The 16282-nt window shown below is 63.1% G+C and carries 15 protein-coding genes; 5 read left to right on the top strand and 10 right to left on the bottom strand.

What is annotated here, in order from left to right; translation table 11 throughout:
- Nucleotides 1-34 precede the first annotated feature (34 nt).
- From ACQ4W7_RS15285 to ACQ4W7_RS15270, 4 genes are all read left to right on the top strand, one after another.
- A complete protein-coding gene (locus tag ACQ4W7_RS15285) occupies nt 35-1078 on the top strand; it encodes a type IV pilus twitching motility protein PilT (RefSeq protein ID WP_426074467.1) in 1044 nt (347 codons plus the stop codon).
- 3 nt (nt 1079-1081) lie between these two features.
- Entirely contained in the window at nt 1082-2221 is a 1140-nt protein-coding gene (locus tag ACQ4W7_RS15280) for a PilT/PilU family type 4a pilus ATPase (protein WP_426074466.1), read from the top strand.
- Nucleotide 2222: 1 nt separating this feature from the next.
- Nucleotides 2223-2708 (top strand): glutathione peroxidase, encoded by a 486-nt coding sequence (locus ACQ4W7_RS15275; protein ID WP_426074465.1) that lies wholly within the window; start codon nt 2223-2225, stop codon nt 2706-2708.
- Between the two features lie 184 nt (nt 2709-2892).
- On the top strand, nt 2893-5004 hold the full coding sequence (locus tag ACQ4W7_RS15270) for a putative bifunctional diguanylate cyclase/phosphodiesterase (RefSeq protein ID WP_426074464.1): 2112 nt from the start codon (nt 2893-2895) through the stop codon (nt 5002-5004).
- Here ACQ4W7_RS15270 and glcF read toward each other — a convergent pair.
- The 3 genes from glcF to ACQ4W7_RS15255 are packed head-to-tail and all read right to left on the bottom strand — an operon-like array spanning nt 4997 to nt 8819.
- Complete coding sequence (glcF, locus tag ACQ4W7_RS15265; RefSeq protein ID WP_436531509.1) at nt 4997-6235, bottom strand: glycolate oxidase subunit GlcF; 1239 nt, start codon at nt 6233-6235, stop codon at nt 4997-4999. The two genes, ACQ4W7_RS15270 and glcF, sit on opposite strands and share 8 nt — an antisense overlap.
- A gap of 6 nt (nt 6236-6241) precedes the next feature.
- On the bottom strand, nt 6242-7312 hold the full coding sequence (gene glcE, locus ACQ4W7_RS15260; RefSeq protein WP_436531507.1) for a glycolate oxidase subunit GlcE: 1071 nt from the start codon (nt 7310-7312) through the stop codon (nt 6242-6244).
- A 16-nt stretch (nt 7313-7328) separates the two neighbouring features.
- A complete protein-coding gene (locus ACQ4W7_RS15255; RefSeq protein WP_426074461.1) occupies nt 7329-8819 on the bottom strand; it encodes an FAD-linked oxidase C-terminal domain-containing protein in 1491 nt (496 codons plus the stop codon).
- 150 nt (nt 8820-8969) lie between these two features.
- Between ACQ4W7_RS15255 and ACQ4W7_RS15250 the strand changes: the two genes are divergently transcribed.
- Entirely contained in the window at nt 8970-9524 is a 555-nt protein-coding gene (locus tag ACQ4W7_RS15250) for a cob(I)yrinic acid a,c-diamide adenosyltransferase (RefSeq protein WP_436531505.1), read from the top strand.
- A 63-nt stretch (nt 9525-9587) separates the two neighbouring features.
- Here the strand turns inward: ACQ4W7_RS15250 and ACQ4W7_RS15245 are convergent, their stop codons facing one another.
- The 7 genes from ACQ4W7_RS15245 to ACQ4W7_RS15215 form a co-directional block, all read right to left on the bottom strand.
- Nucleotides 9588-9776 carry a hypothetical protein gene (locus tag ACQ4W7_RS15245; protein ID WP_436531503.1) on the bottom strand — a complete coding sequence of 63 codons (189 nt, stop codon included), beginning with the start codon at nt 9774-9776 and terminating at the stop codon, nt 9588-9590.
- Between the two features lie 74 nt (nt 9777-9850).
- Complete coding sequence (locus ACQ4W7_RS15240; RefSeq protein WP_426074458.1) at nt 9851-10231, bottom strand: glutaredoxin family protein; 381 nt, start codon at nt 10229-10231, stop codon at nt 9851-9853.
- A complete protein-coding gene (locus tag ACQ4W7_RS15235) occupies nt 10212-10394 on the bottom strand; it encodes a hypothetical protein (protein WP_436531501.1) in 183 nt (60 codons plus the stop codon). The genes ACQ4W7_RS15240 and ACQ4W7_RS15235 overlap by 20 nt, the downstream gene beginning before the upstream one ends.
- Nucleotides 10395-10804: 410 nt before the next feature.
- Entirely contained in the window at nt 10805-12862 is a 2058-nt protein-coding gene (locus ACQ4W7_RS15230; RefSeq protein ID WP_436531650.1) for an FUSC family protein, read from the bottom strand.
- Between the two features lie 189 nt (nt 12863-13051).
- Nucleotides 13052-14920 (bottom strand): 1-deoxy-D-xylulose-5-phosphate synthase, encoded by a 1869-nt coding sequence (gene dxs / locus ACQ4W7_RS15225; protein ID WP_436531499.1) that lies wholly within the window; start codon nt 14918-14920, stop codon nt 13052-13054.
- Nucleotides 14921-15832, bottom strand: coding sequence for a polyprenyl synthetase family protein (locus ACQ4W7_RS15220; protein WP_426074454.1), 912 nt, complete (start codon nt 15830-15832; stop codon nt 14921-14923). It lies immediately after the preceding gene.
- Nucleotides 15829-16080, bottom strand: a complete 252-nt coding sequence (locus tag ACQ4W7_RS15215) for an exodeoxyribonuclease VII small subunit (protein WP_046683420.1) — start codon at nt 16078-16080, stop codon at nt 15829-15831. Before ACQ4W7_RS15215 ends, ACQ4W7_RS15220 begins: the two co-directional genes overlap by 4 nt.
- Nucleotides 16081-16282 lie beyond the last annotated feature (202 nt).

Below are 16282 nucleotides of genomic sequence, written 5' to 3'. Positions count from 1 at the left end.
CGCCAGCCCATCAATGCAGGCACAGGGATTATAAATGGACATCTCAGAACTACTCGCTTTCTCCGTCGGCAACAAGGCTTCCGACCTGCACCTGTCTTCCGGCCTGCCGCCGATGATACGCGTCCATGGGGACGTGCGCCGCCTGAACGTGGCCCCGCTCGAGCACAAGGAAGTGCACAGCATGATCTACGACATCATGAACGACAGCCAGCGCAAGGCCTATGAAGAAGCGCTGGAATGCGATTTCTCGTTCGAGATTCCCGGCCTGGCCCGCTTCCGCGTCAACGCCTACAACCAGGAACGGGGCGCTTCGGCCGTGCTGCGCACGATCCCGTCGAAAGTGCTGACCCTGGAAGAGCTCAACGCCCCGCGCATTTTCGGCGAGCTGGCCATGCGCCCACGGGGACTCGTGCTGGTCACGGGCCCGACGGGTTCCGGTAAATCGACCACGCTGGCGGCCATGGTGAACCACGTCAATGAACGCCTGAACCACCACATTCTGACCATCGAAGACCCGATTGAATTCGTGCATGAGTCCAAAAAATGCCTGATCAACCAGCGCGAAGTGGGGGCGCACACGCATTCGTTCAGCAACGCGCTGCGCTCGGCCCTGCGCGAAGACCCGGACGTCATTTTAGTGGGCGAATTGCGCGACCTGGAAACCATCCGCCTGGCGCTGACGGCGGCCGAGACGGGCCACCTCGTATTCGGCACCTTGCACACCTCGTCGGCGGCGAAATCGATCGACCGCATCATCGACGTCTTCCCCGCCGAGGAAAAGGAAATGGTGCGCGCCATGCTGTCCGAATCATTGCAAGCCGTCATTTCGCAAAACTTGCTCAAAACCAAGGATGGCAACGGCCGCGTGGCGGCGCATGAAATCATGCTGGCCACGCCAGCCGTGCGCAACCTGATCCGCGAAGCGAAAGTGGCGCAAATGTATTCGGCCATCCAGACGGGCAGCAATGTGGGCATGCAGACCCTGGACCAGTGCCTCTCCGACCTGGTGCGGCGCGGCACGATCTCGGCCGAAGCGGCCCGCGCGGCCGCCAAATCGCCTGAAAACTTCCCCGGATAATCCATGCAAACGACCCACGAACACTATGGCGCCATGCACGCGCTGCTGGCGCAGATGCGCGCACAGGGCGGCTCCGACCTGTTCATCACGGCCGGCTTTCCGCCCGCCATCAAGCTCGACGGCAAGCTGACGCCGCTGGCGGGCGGCGCGCTAGCCGCGCAGCAAGCGGCCGGCTACGTGCGCGCCGTCATGAACACGCGCCAGGCGGCCGAGTTCGCGTCCAGCCGCGAAGCCAATTTCGCCATCAGCCCGGAGGGACTCGGGCGCTTCCGCGTGTCCGCCTTCGTGCAGATGGGCCAGGCAGGCATGGTCTTGCGATTGATCAATACCGCCATCCCCAGCCTGGATGCGCTGGGCTTGCCCGCCATCCTGCAAGACATCGTGATGAGCAAGCGGGGCCTGGTCATCATGGTGGGCGCCACGGGCTGCGGCAAGTCGACCACCCTGGCGGCCATGGTGGGCCACCGCAACGCGCACAGCCACGGCCACATCATCACCATCGAAGATCCCGTGGAATTCATCCACCCGCACGGCAACTGCATCGTCACCCAGCGCGAAGTGGGCGTCGATACGGACGACTGGGCCACGGCCCTGAAAAACACCCTGCGCCAGGCGCCCGACGTGATCCAGATCGGCGAAATCCGTGACCGCGAAACGATGGACCACGCCATCGCGTTTGCCGAGACGGGCCATCTGTGCCTGGCGACCCTGCACGCGAACAACGCCAACCAGGCGCTGGACCGTATCATCAATTTCTTCCCCGAAGAGCGGCGCCAGCAGCTGCTGATGGATCTGTCGCTCAATTTGAAGGGCATGATTTCGCAGCGGTTGATCCCTAACAAGGAGGGCGGTGGGCGCAAGGCGGCGCTGGAAATCCTGCTCAACTCGCCGCTGATGAGTGAGCTGATCTTCAAGGGCCAGGTGCACGAGATCAAGGAATTGATGAAGAAATCGCGCGAACATGGCATGCAGACCTTTGACCAGGCCCTGTTCGACCTGCACGAAGCGGGCACCATCAGCCATGAAGACGCGCTGCGCAATGCGGACTCCGTCAACGACCTGCGCCTGGCGATCAAACTCAACGGTACAACGGCGCCCGAACCCGCCCCGCAAACGGGCACCACCACACTGGGACTGCTCTGACATGACCAGCGTCCACGATTTCCAGACCGAGGCGCTGGACGGCACGCCTACCGACCTGGCGCGCTACAAGGGCAAGGTATTGCTGATCGTCAACACGGCCAGCGCCTGCGGTTTCACGCCGCAATACCGGGGCCTGGAAGCGCTGTACCGCGAATTCCATGACCAGGGCCTGGTCGTGCTGGGCTTTCCCTGCAATCAATTTCGCCAGCAGGAAACGGGGTCGAACGGGGAAATCAAAGCCTTTTGCGAGAAAAACTTCGGCGTTACCTTTCCCCTGTTTGCCAAGGCTTACGTGAATGGCCCGCATACCCATCCTGTCTTTGCGCACTTAAAACAGGCGGCGCCCGGCATATTCGGCACGCAGTCGATCAAATGGAATTTCACCAAGTTTTTGGTGCGCAAGGATGGCAGCGTATTTCGCCGCTACGCGACGGCCAGCAAACCGGCCAGCCTGGCGGCTGACATTCAGCAATTACTACAGGAATAGCAACTCGACACTTTGATTTAAAACAAAAAACACTGAAATCAATCAAGCCGTATTTATTTCATGCTTGATATCAATATTGTGTTTCCAATAGTAAATTTCGGTGATAATGTTGACATAATTATTCGCCTATATCGATCACAAAACGATGCCAGTCTTTGGGAAATTAATATCTTCATGGATGCGGATGGGCATTTATTCCCGCCTATTCATTCCTATTTTCCTCCTGATACTCGCCGTTTCTGCTATCCGTTATCACGCCCTGCTTGGTACAGAAAGCGCGCTGGCCAATGCGCGCTACCAGAGCGATGCCCGGCAACTCGACCTGTTCCTGGCCAATAGCGTGCTGCCGCTGGCCGTGCGCACGGACAGTCACACGATGCACGACAGCGTGCGCCAGGTGCTGCGCAGCGCCCTGTTGCTGAACCGCAGCCTCGCCTCCGTGCGCTGGGATACGGCTGGCGGGCATCTCGAAGTGCTGGCAGACAAACCGCTGGCCGACAGCGTGGCGGCCACGGTGCCGGCATGGTTCGCGCGCCTGGCCGGCATCACAGCCATCCGCAGCCGCCTGACGGTGGCGCTGCCGGACGGCGGCGACGGCATCCTCGACCTGCACTACACGCCCGGTCTGCCTTTGGCGCAGGTATGGCACAGGGTGTGCGAGCAGGCCGTGCTCAGCACCATCAATATCGTGCTCGTCTTCCTCCTGCTGGGCTTGATCCTGGCGTCGCACCGCAGGTTGCTGGCGCGGCTCGTGCAAGCGACCGACCGTTTCCGCGAAGGCAACTTCGCCGTACGCCTGGCGGACGGCGCCACGCCCGAAGCGCAAGCCGTGTCGCAGTCGTTCAACGGCATGGCCGGCGATGTCGAAGAACTGTTTTCCTCGCTGAAGACCAGTCAGCGCCAGCTGGGCGAACAGCTCAACGAAACTGTGCACATGCAGCAGGCGCTGCAAAAACTGTCCTGGCAAAACTACAATGATGTGCTGACAGGCTTGCCCAACCGGGCCGCGCTGGCCGCCCGCTTCGAACAGGAATTGTTTCTGGCGCGCGAACGCCAGCGCCTGCTGGCCGTCTGCCTGTTCGACCTCGACCACTTCCAGGCCATCAACGACCGCTACGGCGCCGAGGCGGGCGATGAAATCCTCAAGCAGGTGGCGGGCCGCCTGCACAGTTTTACGGGCCAGGTCCACTACGCGGCGCGCCTGGGCGGCGATGAATTCGTCATGCTGCTGTGCGGCCAGGCCAGCATCGCCAGCATCGAACAGAACATCGCGCAATTGATGCAGGAACTGAGCCGCCCCTACCAGTGCGACCAGCAGGCGCTGCACATGACGGCCAGCGTCGGCATCGCCGTCTATGCGGGCAAGGACTTGAATACGGAAAGCCTGCTGCGCCACGCCGACCACGCCGTCTACCAGGCGAAACTGACGGGGCGCAACCAGTATCACTTCTTCGACACCAACCTCGATGAAGAAGTGCGCACGCACCACAACCAGCGCACGGAAGTGCGCCAGGCCCTGATCAATGGCGAACTGCGGCTGTACTACCAACCCAAGGTGAACATGCGCGCCGGCACGGTGGTGGGCATGGAAGCGCTGCTGCGCTGGCAGCATCCGCGCCGTGGCGTGCTGGCACCCACGCAATTCCTGCCGCTGGTGGAACAGACGGACCTGATCATCGACATCGGCGAATGGGTGCTGCGCCAGGCCCTGTGGCAGATGCAGCGCTGGAGCGCCGCCGGCAAGCATTGGGTGGTCAGCGTGAATATCGCGGCGCGCCACTTCCAGCAACCCGACTTCGTCTCGCGCCTGGAAACCATCCTTGGCGAATTTCCCGGCGTGCGCGCCAGCATGCTGGAACTGGAAATCCTCGAATCGTCGGCCCTGCACGACATCGAAGACGTGCGCCGCATCATCCGCGCCTGCCAGGCACTGGGCATCACGTTTGCGCTCGACGATTTCGGCACCGGCTACTCGTCGATGTCGTATTTAAAGCGCCTGCCGGCGAACATCGTCAAGATTGACCAGAGCTTCGTGCGCAATATGCTCAACGACCGCGACGACCTGCACCTGGTGCGCGCCGTCATCGGCCTGGCCCGTTCATTTTCCCTGACGGTGATCGCCGAAGGCGTGGAAAGCGTCGAGCATGGCGCGCGCCTGATCCAGCTGGGCTGCGACCTGGCGCAAGGCTACGGCATCGCCCGCCCCATGCCGGCCGACGCCGTGCTGGAGTGGGCGAACAATTTCATCCCTGCGCCGCAATGGCGCATGGCGCAGTACAGCGAGATATCTATTTGACGGGCGTCAAAGCGGAATCAATCAGCTCTATCCAGTGCCGCACGGGCGTCTCGGTGCCAGACTGCAGGTGGCTCAGGCAGCCGATATTGGCCGACACGATCATCTCCGGTTCGCACGCTTCCAGGTTCGCCACCTTGTTGTCGCGCAGTTGCTGCGACAATGCCGGCTGCAAGATCGAATACGTGCCCGCCGAACCACAGCACAGATGGCTGTCGGCGCACAGGCGCACGTCGACGCCGACGGCGCGCAACACCTGCTCCACCTTGCCGCGCACCTGCTGGCCATGCTGCAGGGTGCATGGCGGGTGGTACGCCACTTTTTTCAGTATGCGCCCCTTCAGCTGCGCCACCAGCTCCGCTTCGAAGGCCGGCATGATCTCGGACAAATCGCGCGTCAGTGCGGCGATGCGCCGCGCCTTGTGCGCATAGTTGGCGTCGTGTGCCAGCAGATGGCCATATTCCTTCACCGTGGCGCCGCAGCCCGACGCCGTCATGACGATGGCCTCGGCGCTGTCGATACTGTCCACGTACGGCCACCAGGCGTCGATATTGCGGCGCATGTCGTCCAGCGCCGCTTCCTGGTCGTTCAGGTGATGGCGCAGCGCGCCGCAGCAGCCGGCCTGCGGCGCGACGATCAATTGCACGCCCAGCGCATCGAGCACGCGCGCCGTAGCCGCGTTGATGTTCGGCGACATGGCCGGCTGCACGCAGCCGTCGAGCAGCAGCATGGTGCGCACGTGCTGGCGCGCCGGCCATACACCGGCAGCGGCGCCGGGGCGCAGCTTATCCTGCAAGCTTCTTGACAGCAAGGGCCGCAGCGCCTGTCCCGCCTTGTACACGGGCGTAAACAGCCAGCGGCGCGGCAAGGCTTCCTTCAGGGCGAAGCGCAAGGCCCGCTCGCGCAAGGGGCGCTGCACGCGCTGCTCGACGACGTTGCGGCCGATATCGACCAGGCGCCCGTACTGCACACCCGAAGGACAGGTGGACTCGCAATTGCGACAGGTCAGACAGCGGTCCAAATGTGTCTGCGTCTTGACGGTGACGGGCGCGCCTTCGAGCACTTGCTTGATCAGGTAGATGCGTCCGCGCGGGCCATCGAGTTCATCGCCCAGCAACTGGTAAGTGGGACAGGTGGCCGTGCAAAAGCCGCAATGCACGCAGGCGCGCAGGATGGCTTCGGCTTCGTCGCCTGCCGGCGTATTCTTGATGAAATCGGCGAGATTGGTTTGCATGCGCGCTCAATACATTCTGTGCGGGTTGAAGATGCCGGCAGGGTCGAAAGCCTGCCGCAGGCGCTGGTGGATGGTGGCCACGGCCGGCGCCAGCGGGTGGAACACGCCCACCGCCTTGTCGCCGCCGCGGAACAGGGTGGCGTGGCCCCCAAGCGCAGCCACCGCCTGGCGGATGTGCCGGGTGCTATCGGCGTCGGCGTCGACATCGAGCTTCAGCCAGCGCTGCGCCCCGCCCCACTCGATCAGCTGGCGCCCCTTTAAAATCACGGCGCTGGCGTGCGGCGGCAGCGACAGCCGCCACAGGCTGCCCGCGCCCGCAAAGAAAGCGTGCGTCTGCTCGCGCACGGAGAGCCAGAAGGCGGCCGCGTCATCGTGGGCCAGCACTTCGCCTTTCAGGGATTGCAGGGCCGCCGACACGGCAGCCTCTGCGCCGGACAGGCGCACTGTCAACACGCCATCATGCCAGCAACTGGCGGAGATCGGCAGCGGCTTGCCCGCCCATTCATTGAGCATGCGCAAGGCGGCGATTTCCGCGCACGCCACGCGGAAAGTCGCTTCGCGCAGCGGCAGGGGCAGCACCTTCAGCGACACTTCCAGGATCAGGCCCAATGTCCCCAGGGAACCCGCCAGCAAGCGCGAGACGTCGTAGCCGGCCACGTTTTTCATGACTTGCCCGCCGAAAGCCAGGCGCTCGCCATGACCATCCATCAGCACGGCGCCCAGCACAAAATCACGCAGCGCGCCCGCGCTGGCCCGGCGCGGGCCGGACAGCGCACTGGCGACGATGCCCCCCACCGTGGCGCCCGAGCCGAAATGCGGTGGCTCGAAAGCCAACATCTGGTTGCGCGCGGCCAGCGCCGCCTCGATCTCGGCCAGCGGCGTGCCGCAGCGGGCCGTGATCACCAGTTCCGTCGGTTCATAGTCGATGATGCCCGCATACGCGCGCGTGTCGAGTACCTCGCCATCAAGCTGCTGACCATACCAGTCCTTGGTGCCGCCGCCGCGCAGGCGTAACGGCTTGCCCGCTGCGCTGGCGGCCAGGATCTGCTGCCTGAATTGTTCCACTATCGCTTGCAAAGGAGTCTCCGAAAAATTAAAAACGGGGCAGGTTGGCGAATGGCAGTCGCCCCGCCGTCACATGCATCTTGCCGAATTCGGCGCAGCGGTTCAAGGTGGGAATCGCCTTGTCCGGGTTCAGCAAGGTGTGGGGATCGAAGGCGCGCTTGACGGCAAAGAAGGCATCGAGTTCGGCGCGCGTAAATTGCACGCACATGGAATTGATCTTTTCCATGCCCACGCCATGCTCGCCCGTGATGGTGCCGCCGACGGCCACGCACAGGGCCAGGATGTCCGCGCCAAACGCTTCGGCGCGCTCGAATTCACCGGGCTTGTTGGCGTCAAACAGGATCAAAGGATGCAGATTGCCATCGCCCGCATGGAACACATTCGCGCAGCGCAAGCCATGCGTCGTTTCCATGCCGGCGATGCCGGTCAGGACTTCCGCCAGGCGCTTGCGCGGGATGGTGCCGTCCATGCAGTAGTAGTCGGGCGAGATGCGCCCGGCGGCGGGAAAGGCGTTCTTGCGGCCGGACCAGAACTTCATGCGCTCCGCTTCCGACTGCGAAACGGCGATGGCGCTGGCGCCCGCCCCTTCCAGCACGGCCGTCATGCGGGCGATTTCCTCTTCCACTTCTTCGTGCGTGCCATCCGCTTCGCACAGCAAAATGGCCGCCGCGTCGATGTCGTAGCCGGCCTTGACGAACGGTTCGACCATGCGAGAGGAGGTCTGGTCCATCATTTCCAGCCCGGCCGGGATGATGCCGGCGGCGATCACGTTGGCCACGGCATTGCCGCCCGTGACGACGTCGCCGAACGACGCCATGATGACACGCGCCGTGGCCGGTTTCGGGATCAGCTTGACCGTCACTTCCGTGACGATCCCCAGCATGCCTTCGGAACCGATGAAGACAGCCAGCAGGTCGAGACCCGGAGAGTCGAGGCATTCGCCGCCCAGTTCCAGCACGTCGCCATCAATCGTCACGACGCGCACGCGCAGCACATTGTGCACGGTCAAGCCGTATTTCAGGCAATGCACGCCGCCCGAGTTTTCCGCCACGTTGCCGCCGATGCTGCAGGCAATCTGCGACGAGGGGTCGGGCGCGTAGTACAAGGCGTAGGGTGCCGCCGCTTCGGAAATGGCCAGATTGCGCACGCCCGGCTGCACCACGGCCGTGCGCGCATACGCATCGAGGCGCACGATGCGATTCAAACGCGCCGTCGACAGCACCACGCCGTCGGCGATCGGCAAGGCGCCGCCCGACAAGCCCGTGCCGGCGCCGCGCGGCACGATCGGCACTTTCAACTCGCGGCAGACGCCGAGGATGGCGATGACCTGTTCTTCCGTGTCTGGCAGGGTGACCACCATCGGCAGCTGGCGGTAGGCAGCCAGGCCGTCGCATTCATACGGGCGCGTATCTTCGGCCTCGGACAGCACGCAGCGGGCCGGCAGCACGGCCAGCAGGGCCGCGACGACGGTTTGTTGGCGCGCGGCGGTCAATCCGGATTCAGGGGCAGCATTGAGCATGAGATGGGGGCAAAAAGGCATGGGCGTGCAACGATTGTAAGCACAAAAGTGGCGTGCAGCGCATTTTTTGTCCAATTTGCAGGCAAATCCGCGGCCAGGCGGTGCGCAGTGTCGTATGCTGCCCCATTCTTCTTTGACAGGATCAGCATCATGGGTAAGCGACTTTCGAAAATCGCCACGCGCACTGGCGATAATGGCAGCACCGGCCTGGGCGACGGCAGCCGTACCAGCAAGGATAGCGCCCGCATCCACGCCATGGGCGACGTGGATGAACTGAACTCGAATATTGGGTTGCTGCTGTGCGAAGCCATGCCCGACGCCTTGCGCGAAGAGCTGGTGGCCATCCAGCACGATCTGTTCGACCTGGGCGGAGAAATCTGCATCCCCGGCTATCAGCTGATCAAGGAAGAACACGTGCTGCGCCTCGATGCGCTATTGGCAAAATACAATGCGGACTTGCCGGCCTTGAATGAATTCATCCTGCCGGCCGGATCGCGCGCCGCCTCGCTGGCGCATGTGTGCCGCACCGTGTGCCGCCGCGCCGAGCGCAGCATCGTCACGCTGGCCAATGCGGAAACCCTGCACGCACATCCGCGCCAGTACGTGAACCGCTTGTCCGACCTGCTGTTCGTGCTGTCACGCGTGCTGAACCGCTTTGCCGGCGGCAGCGACGTGTTGTGGCGGCATGACCGCACGCGGGGATAAAATAAAAAATGGCGATGCCCGTCAAACAGCATCGCCTTACTTTATCAGGCTGACAGGCGCTTGCTAGCTGCAGCGCTGCAGACACTCTTTATTGATACGCACGCATCCAGGAACCTTGAACTCCAGGACACAGGCATCGAACGCCATATAGCACTCGGCCTGGCATTCCGATATGTCGGCGGTGCTACTGGCCATCGCATACGACGCGCTGACGCCCATGGCAAACAAAAAGAAACCCAGTTTTTTGAACATTGGTACTCCTTTGTAAAAATGTCAGACGATGGGCAACATCCATGGCGCGCCGTCCCGTACGCGCCATTCGGTAATCAAATTTTCTTCAGCGCCGCTTCCAGAGCGCCCGTATTGAAACCCTGGATCTTGCGGTTGCCGATCAACACCACGGGCACGCCGCCGCCGCCGAGTTCTTCATGGGCTTTTCTCGCTTCCGGTGATTTCTCGATATCGAGATCGACGAATTCGATCTTGTTTTCCTTGAAGTACGCGCGCGTCTTGGCGCAATAGCCGCACCAGTCCGTGCCGTACAACACCACCTTCGCCTGGGCATTCGGGAAATACGCGGCGTAATTCCCCTCCGTGTAATTCGACTTGAGCAAGCCGGGCAACAAGGACAGGCCATAACCGCTGCCCAGGCCGGCGGCCAGGATCAAGCCATACATGGCGATAGTCTTAATTTTTTTCTGCATCATAGGTAGTGTCAGAGACGTAAGTGATCGAGGGCGGCCGACGCAGCATGCGCTTGCCGGCCGCCTCGCAATGCACGGCTATCAGGCGCCGATTTCGCACACTCTCAGGCAGGCTTTGTAACTGCCGATACAAAATGGGGATCTGTCGCCATTCATCATCGTGCATTCCCGCAGCTCCTCCTCACAGCTAGAGCAGCCAATATCCGAAGCGATGGCATAGGAAGCACTCAATCCCAGGGAAAAATAAATGCGGCAATCTTTTTCATTTACTACTCTCCATGCGAGCTATTGCCTCAGGCAAACCAAGCAATCGCGTCAGATCAGTCATAAGAAATTTCATCTTTGCTTGCTACAAAAACGAATATAGACCGCACTTATTTTAGAGTCAACGTTTCCTTTCGATAAATTTCCAGTTTGAAAAATATATCGGGAAAGCCCTTGGAATGTGGAATTTGGAGAGATTGGGAGGCGCCAAACGTCTATACAATATTGGCGCCGCAAGCAGTAGAGGCCGGTTGCGGGCGCAGCCGGCCGAGCGGCTACACCACGCCGGGAAAACGCTACAGCGCGAGGAGCTCACCGCGCGCCGTTCTCCATCGCCAGCACATGCTCGCGCAGCAAGCCGCGCAGCAGCTGCACCTGGGCCACGGCGTCGGCCTGCAAAGGCGTCAGCACCTCGCTGATGCAAGGGCCGGGCGCAGGGGCGCCGGAATCACCGCGCAGCAGGGCATCGATTTCCCCGCTGACCTCGGCAATCCACTGTTGCAATTCGGGCGGCGCCGGCTCGGCCTGGGGACTCAAACTGATGCGCGCCGTGCTGCCCGCCACGCGGCGCAGCAGCGGCAAGGTGCGCAGCGCCGCCAGGCCCACACCGGCGCTGCGGTCCAGGCGGCGCTCGATGCGCAGACGTTGCAGCACTTGTTCGGCGTTATTGCTGGCCAGCCCCGCCTCGCGGCGCAGGCGAGCGATGGCGCTATCCCAGCGTCCGCCCGCCGCCAGCACGGCCAGCAGGTATTTCAGGTTGGCCGACACGGCCTTGGCCAGGCGCTGGTCCAGGTCATCCGCCTCGCGGTCCGGCCACAGGAAAAACGTGGCCAGCAGGGCCAGCACGCAGCCGAGCACATTGTTGCCCAGGCGGCTCAGCGCGTACACCATCTCACTGGCCGGCGCCGCATAGTCGGCCACCAGCACGAAGGCGGGCGTCATGAACAGCACGTGCAGGCTGTAGCTGACGCGGCGCAAGGCCATGGTGGCGACGATCAGGGGAAACACCACCAGCGAGATCGCCAGCGGCGTGTGGACCGCCAGGCCGATTAGCACGGCCAGCACGGCGCCCAGCACGCTGCCAGCGACGCGCTCGATGCCGCGCGGCCAGGTGGTCGACACGGATGGCTGCAAGATCAGCAAGGTGGCCATGGTAGCCCAGTAGCCGAACGGAATATGCAGCACCTCGACCAGCAGGAAGCCGGCCGTCGTCGCCAGCGATACGCGCGCCGCATGGCGCCAGCTCAGCGACTGCGGCGTGGCGTTGACTTTCGCCGTTTGCCACGCCTGCCCCAGCGCCAGGAAAGCCGCCTCGCGCCACGGCAGCTGCGCCGCGCGCGGCAAGCCCAGTTCCATGAAGTCCACGTTCAGCCGCAGCGGCAGCAAGGCGCCCAGCGCCGCCTCCAGGCGCCGTCCGCAGCCAGCCAGACGGCGCTGCAATTCCAGTGGCGGCGTTTCCGGCTGGCGCTGCACGGCTTGCCCCAGGCGGCGCAGCAGCACGGCCATCACTTCCAGGCTGCGCCGGGCGCGCGGGTCCTGGCGCAGGCGCTGCTGCTCGCGCTCGCAGGTATGCGTGACGGCGATTAAATAGGCGAAGATGCGCTCGGCGTCGCTGAGCGCCAGCAGCAGGTTGTCGTACAGGGTGCTGCGACCCGCGCGCGCGGGTGGCACGGCGGCCAGCGCCACGCGTGCCGCTTCCAGCGCGGCGCGCGCCTGCGAACGGTAGCTGGCGCCATGCGCGGCAACGTCCGCCTGCACCGCGTTATGTTCGAGGAAGCGCGCATTGTCGCGCGCGATGCCGGCCAGGCGCGAATACGCGGCGCGGATGGCGTGCCTGCTCGGGCCGAACGGGTGGATGCGCCAGACGGTAAAACTGAGCACGGTGGCAAACAGGCAGCCGAACATGTACAGCCCCAGGAAAGGCGCCGTCTGCGTCATCGATGCGAGCGGATGCGTGACCATCACCACGCAGGCCGTGGCCGCCAAGATGGCCACTTGCGCCGTGGCCGCCCCCCAGATGCGCGCCAGCGCGCCGGCCCAGGAAAACAGCAGCACGGCGATGGCCGCTGCCGCCACGCCATGGCCGGCCGCCAGCGCCGTCAAGCCGCCGGCCACGGTGGACAGCAAGCCGAAACCCAGCATCGAGACGAAGCGCATGCGCCGCGTGCCGGCCGCGTCCGCCAAGCACGTCCAGAAGGCGCCGATGGCGGCCCAGGAAAAATCGGGGTGGTCGAATAGCAGACCCAGCAACAACATGGCGCTGGAGGCGCAGGCGGCCCGCAAGCCTTCGGACAGATTGGTTTCGTCGATGGCCAGCGTGACCATCCACAGGGGACGGCGCTGCGACAGAGTATCGGTGTAGGCGTGCATGCCCGTCAGCCAGCGGCCGACCAGTACGCGCACACGGCGGTGGAGTTTGCTGAAATGCAAGGTGGACTTTGAGAAGGTATCAAAGCGTCATCGTAGCATTCCCGGAGGATAAATGTTGCAGTGCAGCGTAAGATTCCTGCGGGCAAAAATAGCGGCACCGCAGTGCCGCTATCATCTTGCTTGAGCGTCTTAGCTGACCATCGCCAGGCGCGGCCCTGCTGCTGGGAAACGCTGCTCGATCGACGCGGCGATGCCGGTGGCATCGAGGCCCACGCTTTTCAGCAGTTGCACGGGGTCGCCGTGGTCGATAAAGACGTCCGGCAAGCCCAGCATCAAAATCGGCTTGACGATACCTTCGGCCGCCAAGGCCTCGGCCACGGCCGAACCGGCGCCGCCCATGATGCAGCCCTCTTCCACCGTCACCAGGTAATCGTGCTCAGCGGCAAGCTGTTTCACCAGCGCCACGTCGAGCGGCTTGACGAAACGCATGTTGGCCACCGTTGCGTCGAGCTTTTCACCCGCCGCGACACTCGGCGCCACCATGGAACCGAAGGCCAGGATGGCGATGCGCTTGCCCTGGCGCTTGAGCTCGCCCTTGCCGATGGCTATGCTGGTCAATTCCGGCACGATGGCCACGCCGGCACCGGCGCCGCGCGGATAGCGGATGGCGGTCGGGCCAGGATAATGGTAGCCCGTGGTGAGCATTTGCCGGCATTCGTTTTCGTCGGACGCGGCCATGATGACCATGTTCGGGATACAGCGCAAAAACGCCATGTCGTAATTGCCCGCGTGCGTGGCGCCGTCGGCGCCCACCAGGCCGGCGCGGTCCAGCGCGAACGTCACGTCCAGGTTTTGCAGGGCCACGTCGTGGATCAGCTGATCGTAGGCGCGCTGCAGGAAGGTGGAATAGATGGCCACGACGGGTTTCAAGCCTTCGCAAGCCAGGCCGGCGGCAAACGTCACGGAATGCTGCTCGGCAATACCGACGTCAAAATAGCGGTTCGGGAATTGCTGTTCGAACTTCACCATGCCCGAGCCTTCGCGCATGGCCGGCGTGATGCCCACCAGGCGCTTGTCGTGCGCGGCCATGTCGCACAGCCAGTTGCCGAACACTTCCGTGTACGTCATCTTGGCCGGTGCCGTGGCTGGTTTGATGCCTTCCAGCGGATTGAACTTGCCCGTGCCGTGGTACAGGATCGGTTCCGCCTCGGCCAGCTTGTAGCCTTGCCCCTTCTTGGTGACCACGTGCAGGAATTGCGGACCCTTCAATTGCTTGATATTTTGCAAGGTCGGGATCAGCGAATCGAGGTCGTGGCCGTCGATGGGGCCGATGTAATTGAAACCGAATTCCTCGAACATGGTGGCAGGCACGACCATGCCTTTGGCGTGCTCCTCAAAGCGCTTCGCCAGTTCCAGCACGGGGCCGGGCAAGACGGACTTGCCGACATTTTTGGCTGCCGCATAGAACTGGCCCGACATCAGACGTGCCAGATGGCGGTTCAGCGCGCCGACGGGCGGCGAGATCGACATGTCGTTGTCGTTCAAAATCACCAGCAAGTTGATGTCTTCCTGCACGCCAGCGTTGTTCATCGCCTCGAAGGCCATGCCGGCCGTCATCGAACCGTCGCCGATCACGGCGATCGCGTGCAGCGGGTCGCCCTTGATCTTGGCAGCCTGCGCCATGCCCAGCGCGGCCGAGATCGACGTCGACGAGTGCGCCGTGCCGAAGGTGTCGTATTCGCTCTCGTCGCGTTTCGGGAAGCCGGAAATACCGTCCTTCTGGCGCAGGGTGTGCATGCGCTCGCGCCGGCCCGTCAAAATCTTGTGTGTATAGGTCTGGTGGCCCACGTCCCACACGATGCGGTCGTGCGGCGTGTTGAACACGTAATGCAGCGCGACGGTCAGCTCGACCGTGCCCAGGTTGGACGACAAGTGGCCGCCCGTCTTGGAAACGGAGTCGAGCAGGAAGCTACGCAATTCCTGCGCCAGCGGCACCAGTTGCGAGCGGGCCAGCTTGCGCACTTGCGCTGGTTCATTGATGGTTTCTAACAGTTTCATTTATGCCTTCCGCTGCACGACCAGGTCCGCCAGCTCGCGCAAACGGCGTGCCTTGGCCCCGAATGGCGCCAGCGCCGCATGGGCGTCGCACCGCAATTGTTCTGCCAGGGCTGTCGATGGTTCCAGCCCCAGTATCGATACGTAGGTGGGCTTGTTGGCGGCCGCATCCTTGCCTGCCGTCTTGCCCAGGGTGGCCGAATCGGCCGTCGCGTCGAGCACGTCGTCGACCACCTGGAACGCCAACCCGACGGCGCGCGCATAGGCGTTCAGCGCCGTCATCTCGTCTGGCGTCAAGTCCTTGCCGGCCAGCGCGCCGAGAATCACGGCCGCGCGCAGCAAGGCGCCCGTTTTGAGTTGATGCATCTGTTCCAGCTGTGGCAAGCTCAAAGCCAGGCCAACGCTCTCGAGGTCGATCGCCTGGCCGCCGCACATGCCAGCCGAGCCAGACGCGTGCGCCAGCAGCTTGAGCATGGCCATTTGCCGCGCCGGTGGAATCGCCGCGCCGTCGGCCAGCAGCGTGAACGCTTGCGATTGCAGCGCGTCACCGACCAGCAAGGCCGTCGCTTCATCGTAGGCGATGTGCACGGTGGGCTTGCCACGGCGCAAGGCATCGTCATCCATGCACGGCATGTCGTCGTGCACCAGCGAATACACGTGAATCATTTCCAGCGCGCAAGCTGCGCGCGCGAGGGTTTCTTGATCGGCATCAAACAATTCGCCGGCCGCCATCACCAGCAGCGGGCGCACGCGCTTGCCGCCGCCCAAGAGCGCGTAGCGCATGGCCGCGTGCAGCTTGTGCGGCACGGTGTCTGCCGAAGGTAAAAACTGGTCGAGCCGGCCTTCCACGCCGGATTGCGTGTTTTGCATCCAGTCGCCGAAGGTCACGCCGTCTTGCTGCACGCTGGCCGTCATTGCGCGGCCTCGCCGGCATCCACGAACGGTTTCAACATGTCGCCTTCCAGTACTTTCACCTGCGCTTCGACGCTATCGAGCTGGGTGGCGCAATACTTGACCAGTTCAGAGCCGCGCTGATACGCCGCGACCGATGCTTCCAGCGGCAACTGACCCGCTTCCATTTGCGTTACCAGCTGCGCCAGTTCCGCCATTGCCTCTTCAAACGAGGCCGGCGCTGCGGCAGCGGCAGTTAATTTCTTCGACATAGACTCAGATCTCTTCGTGGCACGAGGGGTATGTAGGGAGACGCCGGGGACTCCCGGCCAGCATAGAAGCGTTATTTTAGAACAAACCACACTATTAAGTGAAAACTAAAGCGCAATCGGCGTGCTCGAAGGGAAAGACGTTGTCAGCTTGGCAGTGCATTCTAGCGCAATCGCCCCCATCGACCGGAAATTGCACGGCAAA

This window comes from Janthinobacterium algoris (genome assembly GCF_051380935.1).
Classification (GTDB): domain Bacteria; phylum Pseudomonadota; class Gammaproteobacteria; order Burkholderiales; family Burkholderiaceae_D; genus Janthinobacterium.
The sequence above is the reverse complement of the archived record's forward strand: the minus strand, read 5'-3'. Positions and strand labels throughout refer to the sequence as shown.

Coding starts and splice junctions, on each gene's coding strand:
- ACQ4W7_RS15280 (WP_426074466.1), top strand. CDS start 1,082: ATGCAAACGACCCACGAACACTATGGCGCCATGCACGCGCTGCTGGCG.
- ACQ4W7_RS15250 (WP_436531505.1), top strand. CDS start 8,970: ATGGGTAAGCGACTTTCGAAAATCGCCACGCGCACTGGCGATAATGGC.
- glcF (WP_436531509.1), bottom strand. CDS start 6,235: ATGCAAACCAATCTCGCCGATTTCATCAAGAATACGCCGGCAGGCGAC.
- ACQ4W7_RS15275 (WP_426074465.1), top strand. CDS start 2,223: ATGACCAGCGTCCACGATTTCCAGACCGAGGCGCTGGACGGCACGCCT.
- ACQ4W7_RS15230 (WP_436531650.1), bottom strand. CDS start 12,862: ATGCACGCCTACACCGATACTCTGTCGCAGCGCCGTCCCCTGTGGATG.
- ACQ4W7_RS15220 (WP_426074454.1), bottom strand. CDS start 15,832: ATGACGGCCAGCGTGCAGCAAGACGGCGTGACCTTCGGCGACTGGATG.
- dxs (WP_436531499.1), bottom strand. CDS start 14,920: ATGAAACTGTTAGAAACCATCAATGAACCAGCGCAAGTGCGCAAGCTG.
- ACQ4W7_RS15245 (WP_436531503.1), bottom strand. CDS start 9,776: ATGTTCAAAAAACTGGGTTTCTTTTTGTTTGCCATGGGCGTCAGCGCG.
- ACQ4W7_RS15285 (WP_426074467.1), top strand. CDS start 35: ATGGACATCTCAGAACTACTCGCTTTCTCCGTCGGCAACAAGGCTTCC.
- ACQ4W7_RS15255 (WP_426074461.1), bottom strand. CDS start 8,819: ATGCTCAATGCTGCCCCTGAATCCGGATTGACCGCCGCGCGCCAACAA.
- ACQ4W7_RS15235 (WP_436531501.1), bottom strand. CDS start 10,394: ATGCACGATGATGAATGGCGACAGATCCCCATTTTGTATCGGCAGTTA.
- ACQ4W7_RS15270 (WP_426074464.1), top strand. CDS start 2,893: ATGGGCATTTATTCCCGCCTATTCATTCCTATTTTCCTCCTGATACTC.
- ACQ4W7_RS15240 (WP_426074458.1), bottom strand. CDS start 10,231: ATGATGCAGAAAAAAATTAAGACTATCGCCATGTATGGCTTGATCCTG.
- ACQ4W7_RS15215 (WP_046683420.1), bottom strand. CDS start 16,080: ATGTCGAAGAAATTAACTGCCGCTGCCGCAGCGCCGGCCTCGTTTGAA.